Source organism: Vibrio sp. 10N.247.311.47, assembly GCF_041467535.1.
Taxonomy (GTDB): Bacteria; Pseudomonadota; Gammaproteobacteria; order Enterobacterales; family Vibrionaceae; genus Vibrio; species Vibrio crassostreae_C.
This window is the reverse complement of sequence record NZ_JBFSUR010000065.1, coordinates 1-9,112: the sequence shown is the minus strand read 5'-3', so window position 1 is coordinate 9,112 and position 9,112 is coordinate 1. Positions and strand designations below refer to the sequence as shown.

Annotated in this window: 8 protein-coding genes and 2 pseudogenes; 2 read left to right on the top strand and 8 right to left on the bottom strand. The window is 43.4% G+C overall.

Features of this window, described 5'->3' with window-relative positions:
* Positions 1-291 precede the first annotated feature (291 nt).
* A complete protein-coding gene (locus tag AB6E51_RS23650) occupies positions 292-597 on the top strand; it encodes a hypothetical protein (protein ID WP_019821545.1) in 306 nt (101 codons plus the stop codon).
* Between the two features lie 250 nt (positions 598-847).
* A pseudogene (locus tag AB6E51_RS23645) lies at positions 848-1,195 on the top strand (transposase zinc-binding domain-containing protein); the annotation flags it as partial.
* A gap of 564 nt (positions 1,196-1,759) precedes the next feature.
* Here AB6E51_RS23645 and AB6E51_RS23640 read toward each other — a convergent pair.
* The 8 genes and pseudogenes from AB6E51_RS23640 to AB6E51_RS23605 form a co-directional block, all read right to left on the bottom strand.
* Complete coding sequence (locus AB6E51_RS23640) at positions 1,760-2,623, bottom strand: replication initiator protein A (RefSeq protein ID WP_019820939.1); 864 nt, start codon at positions 2,621-2,623, stop codon at positions 1,760-1,762.
* 2 nt (positions 2,624-2,625) lie between these two features.
* Positions 2,626-2,988 carry a hypothetical protein gene (locus tag AB6E51_RS23635; protein ID WP_017108794.1) on the bottom strand — a complete coding sequence of 121 codons (363 nt, stop codon included), beginning with the start codon at positions 2,986-2,988 and terminating at the stop codon, positions 2,626-2,628.
* A gap of 11 nt (positions 2,989-2,999) precedes the next feature.
* Entirely contained in the window at positions 3,000-4,046 is a 1,047-nt protein-coding gene (locus AB6E51_RS23630; protein ID WP_019820938.1) for a hypothetical protein, read from the bottom strand.
* Between the two features lie 70 nt (positions 4,047-4,116).
* Positions 4,117-5,067 (bottom strand): ParA family protein, encoded by a 951-nt coding sequence (locus AB6E51_RS23625; RefSeq protein ID WP_019820937.1) that lies wholly within the window; start codon positions 5,065-5,067, stop codon positions 4,117-4,119.
* A 659-nt stretch (positions 5,068-5,726) separates the two neighbouring features.
* Positions 5,727-6,053 (bottom strand): hypothetical protein, encoded by a 327-nt coding sequence (locus tag AB6E51_RS23620; protein WP_102331891.1) that lies wholly within the window; start codon positions 6,051-6,053, stop codon positions 5,727-5,729.
* Positions 6,050-6,463 (bottom strand): hypothetical protein, encoded by a 414-nt coding sequence (locus AB6E51_RS23615; RefSeq protein WP_372050332.1) that lies wholly within the window; start codon positions 6,461-6,463, stop codon positions 6,050-6,052. The genes AB6E51_RS23620 and AB6E51_RS23615 overlap by 4 nt, the downstream gene beginning before the upstream one ends.
* A 60-nt stretch (positions 6,464-6,523) precedes the next feature.
* Complete coding sequence (locus AB6E51_RS23610) at positions 6,524-8,815, bottom strand: DEAD/DEAH box helicase family protein (RefSeq protein WP_372140245.1); 2,292 nt, start codon at positions 8,813-8,815, stop codon at positions 6,524-6,526.
* Positions 8,812-9,112: pseudogene (locus AB6E51_RS23605) on the bottom strand (hypothetical protein); the annotation flags it as partial. The pseudogene AB6E51_RS23605 and the gene AB6E51_RS23610, both read right to left, overlap by 4 nt.

The window sequence follows — 9,112 nt, the reverse complement described above, 5'->3', positions numbered from 1 at the left end:
TCATTGGTATTAGGTAAATGTTTGAATTGGAACTATTGTCACATAAGAGCACAAGGATAAGGTGCGAGCCCCAGAGCATTAGGGGCTCGCAATAGTGCGCAGTGGGATGCGCGCACTAAATTTGGTGTCGGGGTGTAGTGCATGAGTGGTTTTTTAAAGAGCTAGAACCCATACTATTACTGTTTAACCATGCGTTTAATATGTTTAACTATTTAGTTCTAATTATGGAACTTATTAGTAACCAAAAATAGGATTAAGATCAAGACTATTAAATGATATAAGTTGCCAGGCATGACAAAGATAGAATTAGCAATAGTTGAAACAATCAATAAAAGTGGATTGAGTAACTATGAAATAGCGAAGAATCTTAATGTTTCTAGATCATTAGTAGGAAGATGGGCTAAAACAGGGAAAATTTCTGTTGAGAATTTAGGAGGTCTATGTTCTCTCTTAGGAATTGATGCTAATCAACTTCTTCAGATCTATTCAGAAGATCAGTATTTATCGGAAATTGAACAAGAAATAATCAATTTATTAAAGCAAAGTAACAAAGAGAAGTCCGTTTATCTTCCTGCGATACGAAAGTTATTGTCTTAAATATCGATTCTCGAATGGACTTTAGACTAACAAAAAAAATTTAGTTAATTAGTCTGTCGTGTGTAGTTTGGTTTACTCTATAATTAAAGATCCCCCCGTGCCTACACGGGTACTTACTTTCAAAACTCCATACGTAGTTAACATTCATCCACGTTGAGCCGGCGACGTTGTCGCCTTAGCGGCCTACGGCCGAAAACAAAGAGACTCAACCTGCTAGGTCGCTTTGCATGAATCGTTTATCCTATCAGTCATGCATCCGAATAAGCCCATCAAACAACTCTTCAATGCCAACGATACTTGGTTGAACTACCTCAATAAGTACCGAGAAACCCTCCGAACCGTCGTCATTGAAAACGTCACTAAGATGCTCGCTTGCAGTACCGTTACTTTTGGATCTAAAGATTATCGATACAGCCAAGTCAACTGTACCCATCAAAAATACATTCACCAGACGTGTAAATCTCGCTTTTGCAGCAGTTGTGGCATAAAAGCCACAGAGCGGTGGATACGAAAGCAACAACATGTCTTTCCTGAGTGTGAATATCAACACGTTACGTTGACGCTCCCATACACGTTGTGGCCAATCTTTTGTAATAATTGATGCTGATATAGGCGTTTTTTAACGGGTACTCGCCTTTCGATTGGTCTCACAAGTTTTTTAAGATTATTTGATTATTAAAAGTGGTTTAATAATAGTTAAATAGCTTCTAATTTGAAAAAATCCGTTATAAAGAGTTAGTAATATAGTTAATCAGTTAAAAGGTTACGTTTCCCTAAGACCTTGTATAACGGGGCTTTCCGAGTCATTTTGTGTTCAGAACCTCGATGGATTGTGTTCTAAACCACGATGGTGCGTGTTTAGTGGCGTGTTTACAACCACGATGGTGCGTGTTCACAACCACGTTCGTACTGTGTTTCAAACCACGAGTCAATTAACGCCTTACGCACATATTATTAACAGGTTGTGCACAGTTTGTTTTATGGTCAAAACCCCGAACATCAACAATAAAAACTAAACTTAAAAATATACGGTATGTTATTAGTCACTTTTTATTTTTCATAAGTGTTAAAGCGTATGTTTTCTAAATTATGTGTTTAAAACCTCGAAGTTTTTGTTCAAAATAGCATCCGTTTTTGGAGTGTGTGGTTAAAACCCCGAGTTTTAAGTGTTTTTAAACCTTTTATATTCTTCTTTTATACTTCCTTCTTTGTCTTTATAAACAATTATTTTTTCAACTGTTTTTGTTTCTTTTGCTGTTGAATAGGTCACGACATAATCAGGAATGGACTGTTTCTTATCAATCTCTTTTATTTTTCGCCTAAATTCTCGTAATGGAGATTTAACCCCGAATTTATTATAGAGATTTTCTAACCCTATCTCCCATTTCGATTGATTTCCACAATGTTTCCTGCAGAGTTCGTACAATCGTCTATCGTATGGTGATCTTAAAGAAAAATATTGGGGCGCATAAGTTAAGATCTGATTGTTACTTACGGCATCAAACAAAATAGAAGGTAAGATAAGCTCTACATATTTCATTCGACCTGTTTTTTCGTCAGTGATTAAGTCGTAGTCACTAACGAAGCTAAAACCTTTATCCCTCTTTAAACCATTATTATGTGTAGTGGTATAAACGGTTGTGCCTGCTAAACGCTTTAAACTTTCTAGTACCGCTTTATAGGATTTACCGTCAGTACTTTTATTCGTACTTTTTAGAAAATCATACAGTGTAATATGTATCTTTTGACCGACGGCTTGCCCTCTATTTTGTGCCTCTGCTATTTGACCGAAGCAATACAACAATAAATCTTTATCGTGTATCGTTGCCCTACCCTTATCATTTGGCACTATCTCAATTGATGCACCTGTCTTTTTATTATGATAATGATATGTATCAGTATCGACTTTAGAACTAATGCTAAACAAAGGAAACTCCATAGAATGCGTTTCCCCTTTTGGAGACGCATCAATGATATTGGCGACAAATAGTTCTAATTGTTCTGTTGGTATCAAATCTTTAGCCATATCTAAACCTTTTTCAACAATCGTTGAATAATAGCTGTTCTAATCACCGAACTTCGATCTGTCTTGACGTCTTCTTGGGCTTCTACTTCTTTAACTACTTTCTTCACTATATCGAAGGTTTTGACAGTAAGACTCAGATTGATCGTTTTTGTTGTTCCAGGTTCAATGAACTCTTCAGCAATTAAATTATGAAAATCGTCCTTTTCAAACAATTCGGCTAACACATCTTCAAACCAATAAAGACGTTGTTTTTTATTGTAACCAGAAGCAAGAAGGTTAGTTTCAATCTTCTCTACCATCTTTGATGGTATTCTTACGGCTATACGCTTGACTGGTTGTAGAGATGCCTTGTTTGTTTTAATCATTTATAACTGCCCTACTTTTTCTCATCTTTCAAAAAAGTAACTAATAAATTGAATGCTTCATTCAGATCTTTAGATTTATTTAGATCTAAACTTTCTAACACTTTTTCTGCTTTAAACTCTTTAGTGGCTGCTTCAATAATTCTCTTCATGACATCCACATCAGCTTCTTTACTAATTTTAATGACAGGTTTGTGGGCCGTTAAAGACTGTTTAGTTGGTCTGCCTTCAAGTTTTGCTTTCAGGTCTTCTGGTTCTAATTGTGCTAATGCTGCACATTTTTGAAGACTGGTAATTTTACCTTCCTCAATAGCTTTTATTAAAATATCTGTCTTGTGTTTGACTTTATATTTAATGATCGCTAGATATCTTTGGGCGTCTGCTGTCGATAAGCCGGAGACTGTTCCTAATTTCCTAACGGATATTTTTTCTATTCCGTGCGTTCCGTGGATCAACTTTTCAAGTCTCATCGTTTTTTCAAAGATGGTCATATCTTCACGGTGAACGTTTTCTTCCCATTGCAGAACATCTATTTCGTTTTTAGTTAGACGTTCCTCATTAATTCTTGAAGAAATATATTGTTCACCCAACATAATGTGAGTGAGTAAACGCCTTTCGCCAGAGATTAAGTGAAATACACTGTCCTCTTGCCAAACAACGATTGGGTGTAAGAGTCGAGTAGGGGATTTAAGAACTGCGCAGAACTCAATAATTGACGTTAAATCACCAATTTGTTTTTCTTTAAGTCCAAAGTCCTTTACTACTTTTTCAACGTATTCTTCTATCCAGCCATTATCTTCTTCCTTTTCTAATGACTGATTAATCGGATATTTTACTTGTATTTTCGAAACAAGAACCGTGTCAATCGCTAATTTTCTCGGGTTATCTTGGTCAGTTTTTATATGGGAGATTGGAAGGTTTTTAACTAAGATGCTTTTGCTCTTACTGTCGAGTTGTGAAGCCGTAGCATTTGTCCATTTTTCACTGCTACTTACGTCACCATCAGCTTCAACTTTACCAGTCCCTGCTCTACTTTTATTTGAACCAAACTTTTTAACCACATTAAATCCTTACTGTCTCCGATGGAGACACCTATAAGTTGTTTTTGTTCACTGTCTCCGATGGAGACACTTACTTTTGTTTGAGACGATTATCAATCTCTACAGAACCAAATATTTCACATAAGATGTGTTTACATAAACTTTCACTATGCTTTAAAGCTGTGTGATGTTTACTAATTTGAAATATTGATTTAGGAGATATGCCTTTTAAGTCTCGCTCAGGGTAGGCGATTGAATAAGGTAGGTAGATATCGTCGGGGAGCATAATAGAACCTAAGCTTTCGTGAAGCATGTCTAAAGTGCCCTTGTGAAGTTTGGTGTTAATTTTAACCTTGTTTGGAACTAAACCAACCAAATTCAACTGATTTTCATCGTCTCTTGCAAAGTTATCGGATTGGATAACTTGTATCATTGCATTAATACCCTGCATTGATTTTTCTTCTGGCTCGAAGGGGATAACAGCGTGAGTTGCGCAACGAATAGCCGATCTGAAAACTGGATTTCTTGACGGCCCTGTATCTAAAACAACCAAATCATAATCTTCACCGACATACTCGTTAAACAAGACCTCTTTAAGACGATTTATGACTTTTTTTTCTATTTGCCCACTTTCATTAGAAAACTCAGTGTTGATTTTTTCAAGAAGAGCAGGGTGTCCCAGTAGACAATCTACTTTTCCAGTAAAACCGTTTTTAGGATTTACAAAGGTCTCGTAAGGTAATACTTCTTTACCGTAAAACGTATCTGCGATTGTTGAACGCTCTTCTATATCTTCACAATCGGGGTCATCTGCGCTCCAATCTGGGTGGATAGGGGGAAGCTGACCACCGGTAGATTGAGAAGAGCTTTCCATTCCTACCCAATAATCCGAACTGTTGCACTGCATATCAAGATCAACGACTAGAACATTCATATGCGTTTTTATAGATGCATATTCAGCAACAATAGAAGAAACTGCCGTTTTACCAACACCGCCTTTTTGCTGAAAAACACCTAATATTAAGGGTTTTTTTGAACTCATTTCTTTACTCCGATGGGATAAGACATAGCAATAGTATACGTATGTTATTTATTTTTTCAACCTTAGATAGAGATAACTTAGACTGTCTCCATCGGAGACAGTCTAAGTCTAGGCTTTCATGGGTTTATGATGCAAAAGGATTAGTTTTCTCCTTAGAAACAGGGGGTAACTGTGTCGGTGTTCCCCCTTTCATCCTTTCTGGATAGGGCTTTTCCCTTGGGAAAACCCTTCCCTTGACCCCTTTCCCCTTTGGCGCAGCCTACCCTTTGAAACAAAATACTAGCCTTCTGAACCACAGCGCTGAGCGCAGGACATTAGGGGGATTGCTTCAATGTCTATCGGTGAACAATGATTTGAGTCTTATTGGAAATAGGTAACCGTAGTCAGGTTGCTTCAGACGTTTGCTTGGTGGGATAGAGTCAAAAAAGAAGGGAGAGCAATGATGCTCTCCCTTTCTTGTTTACGATGATAGGTCAATCATCTCATGTTGGTAGTGCTGACATTGTAATATCGTGACAGGCTGCTCTTGGCTATAGCGGTTATCTGCTCCAAACTCACCGCGCTCTAAGAACGGCGGCTCTTCGTTGGTTGGAATATCCAGAGGCTGTAATGCGCCCTGCTCTCCACAGTTGATGCAATATCATGGTTTGCTCCAAAGTTTAAAGCCGAGTGTATACACCGGTCATGCGTTCAAAGGTCGCTTCCAATTGGTCGCAGTACACCATCGATTCACATTGAACCTCGATGACGTCACCGCGACGTGCGTTGACCTTTAAGGCAGTCACGGTATACGTGTCATTGGCCTCCAACTCAATGCGCACTTTATTGATGCCCTGCTTGGCTAATCTCGCCGGTAAGGCAAACAATAACCCCCGCTCGATGGCCACAAACTGTTTGGCGCCGGTCATCATGCTGAATCGACGCCCTCCCAGTTGCATGAGGATGGTGTTTGCCACCTGCAGGCGTTGCTCTTTAGAGTTGCTCATGCTTTCCCTCCCGTTTGGGGTTGGGAGAGTAGGCAAAGCGCAAAGACCTCGGGGTCGCTGTAAAGCTCAGGGGGCAAATACACATCCATGATGCGGTCTTCGTTGTCCATCACCATCAATGCCCATAGCGTGTTGTGCTCATCACAATAGTTGTGAAATTCACGATACGGGTCTGAGTTCGTACTCGGTGACACAAACAGTCCCCCTGACGTTCTTCGCTCAATCAAGGTGATAAGCTGAGATTGCCAGGAGAAGGTTGGACGATGCACACGTTGTAAGTGAGCCACTTGCGCCAGCATCGAGTGCGATAAGGTGAGGTGGGCCTTTAACGCGTCGCACGGCGGCAAGGTGGCCATGTTGTCGTCGAGCCAAGCCATCAGCTCAGTCAGTACATGATTCATATTGTTCATAGGTTGCTCCCGTTAAAATAAAAAAAGGGGGCGTACCGGGAGGCAAGCTCCCGGTTGGGGTTATAGGTTAGGGGTGGTTTGCTTGAGTAAGGATTTGGCTAACGCCACCTCCACACTGTCACCATCACTGTTGAGTACATCCAATCCGTTGTCTGGCATGTCGCCAGAAGTGGATTGGGTGACCGCTATCTTCTTGGCCATCAATTCCAGACACGCCATTTGCGCGCTGTCTTGGTAGCCTAAAAAGCTCACGTCCACGTCCTCTCGTTGACCAATACGCCAGCTGCGTCTTGCCGCTTGCATTAGCGTGTAGACGTTATAGCCGGTGTTGGTAAACACAATCGAAGGGAACTCCAACAAGTCCAGTCCGGTCTTGACGAGCTCTGGGTTGGTGATGAGTACATCAATGCCTCTGTCCACCTGCTCCAGTATCCAATCTTCTCGGTCTTCGGTTTTTACGCTTGAACGCAGCACAGCGCATTTTAAGCCTTGGTCACTCAGCAGTGATTTGAGCCTCGATGCGGTGTCGCGTTTGCCGGTGTAAACGGTGTACACCAACGTCCGTCGGCCTTTACGTTTGTTCGCATTGACCATTTCAATGAGCTGTTGCTCTTTGGGGGTTGGCGTCTGCTCATCAAACAAAGACGGAATATAAGCCAAGGTTTCTTGAGTGCGAGGGTGAATCACTCTCTCTTCTCGAAACGCGCAATCTGGCCAGGCCAGCAGCGCGCTCATGACCACCCCTAATAAGGTTTGGTCTCCAGCGGCCAACGCTTGACGAAGCCTCGCGGTTAAGCGTTGCTCCATGTCGGCGTAATGCATCTGCATCTCATCCTCCATAGCCACTTCAATGAAGTGCTCCTGGTAGTCTGGCAAAATGCCGTCACCCATATCAGCCAGTTTGACGAACACCGTGTAAGGTAAGACGTATTTAGCTACTCCCATTGGCCCAAAACCGGGCGCGCGGGTTTGACTCACTTTGACGTTCTTGCCTTTCGCGGTTTTGTGGTTCACATCGTGGGTCACTTTCATGATTTCCTTGATGATGCCGTGCTCTTGCGAGAACGAGAGGGCGGCGCTGCCGAGTTTTCCTCGGTGGTAACGATAGCCCTCTTCCATCATCACCGATGGCATGGTGCGCCACAGCAGATAAAAAAGGTCTTCCGCGTAGCCGCCCATCAGTGTTCCCGTCAGCAGTAAGCACTGTTTTACGCAACCGGCGAGTACCTGCATGGCTTGGCCTTGGGCCGCCCCTGCGTTCTTATATTCGTGCGCCTCATCGATGATGAGCCAGTCAAAGAACCCCTTCGGGAAGTAACGTTTGATGAACTCACTCGCTTGGTAATCGCCTTGACCAAACGCAAATTGCGTCTTAGCCAACTTGCGCTCAATGCGTTCAGATTGTCGGTCGTTAAACACAAACTCCCCGTCTTCATCAAGCAAGTTAACCAGCTCGTAGATGTTGTCCGTCAGCGCTTTCGCCAGCACGCGCTCACCCACGCCATCCAATAGCTTTCCTGCGGTGACTTTACCGATGGTCGGTAAGGTCTGCAGAGCGCGTGAAATGGTCTTGCTCAGGTTGTCGTTCTGGCGTTGACGTTTGAGCGTCCACAGCGGTGCATGGCACGCTTTGCAGCTCTGTTGCACATCCACCGAAAAATGCGTCGGAGCGATAAGCTCGCCCTCTTCATCTCTGGCTAATGCGCCGCAATCCGAGCAACGAACAAAGTCCAGCTGGGCGGTTTGCGCCTGCAGACCGTCATGGCCTAACGTGCGTTTGAGCGTCTTGGTTTGATAGGCGCTCTCCCAGTGATACCCCATGCGCATCCGAACTCGGCCCAGTATCACGTACTCAGGCCCATCATGAGGCGCGGCTTGTCTCAGCTTGAGCAAAGAGCGCAACGTATCAGGGCCATTGAGCACCCACACCTTGGCGTTGTGAACGGTATCGAGAATTTCTCGGCGCCATTTGTACACCAGGTGCGGCGGGGCTAACAGCAAAAAGCGTTTAGCTTTACCTTCATGGTAGGCAATCGCTGTGGTGGCGATACCCATGATGGTTTTGCCGGTCCCCATTTCGCCGTTGAGAATGCCCGCAGGGGCACGCTCATCGAGCAGTAGGGTACTGATGGCCTGGATCGCTTCGGCTTGCGCCTCAAACGGCACCCGCTTGAGCGATTGCATCACCGCCGCGCGCTTTTCACACGCCGACTGATAACGCGCTGGGTGCGCCGCTTCGATGTTGGCCAATAGGCCGTCACCGAATTGGTCGATAAAGTCATGCAGAGACAACACGTTGTCTTGCTCGTTTTGTTGAGTGGTGTCTTGAGTGATTTCTGTCGATTCGCTCATATCATCGCTCCTTGCGGTACGGTTAACACGCCTTGCTGCAGCGCTTCACTGACTAAGGGCTCCATCTTGTCAATCTGCAAGTCCAAGTGATACGCAAATACCCCATAGGAGGGCAGCTCGTGAATCATGGATTGCAGTCTCGGTTGCAGTGCCGGTTGCCAGTGTTCTAACAGCGGTAAATGACACAACTGCTTGAGCGTTGGCCACAACGCGGTGTGAGACAGCGGGGTTTGACTCATCATCGTCATACTTTGACCGCTAGGTTTCAGTAACGACGGGTGAATAAGCCAGGTGTGC

Coding starts and splice junctions, on each gene's coding strand:
- AB6E51_RS23635 (WP_017108794.1), bottom strand. CDS start 2,988: ATGATTAAAACAAACAAGGCATCTCTACAACCAGTCAAGCGTATAGCC.
- AB6E51_RS23615 (WP_372050332.1), bottom strand. CDS start 6,463: ATGAACAATATGAATCATGTACTGACTGAGCTGATGGCTTGGCTCGAC.
- AB6E51_RS23640 (WP_019820939.1), bottom strand. CDS start 2,623: ATGGCTAAAGATTTGATACCAACAGAACAATTAGAACTATTTGTCGCC.
- AB6E51_RS23625 (WP_019820937.1), bottom strand. CDS start 5,067: ATGAGTTCAAAAAAACCCTTAATATTAGGTGTTTTTCAGCAAAAAGGC.
- AB6E51_RS23620 (WP_102331891.1), bottom strand. CDS start 6,053: ATGAGCAACTCTAAAGAGCAACGCCTGCAGGTGGCAAACACCATCCTC.
- AB6E51_RS23650 (WP_019821545.1), top strand. CDS start 292: ATGACAAAGATAGAATTAGCAATAGTTGAAACAATCAATAAAAGTGGA.
- AB6E51_RS23610 (WP_372140245.1), bottom strand. CDS start 8,815: ATGAGCGAATCGACAGAAATCACTCAAGACACCACTCAACAAAACGAG.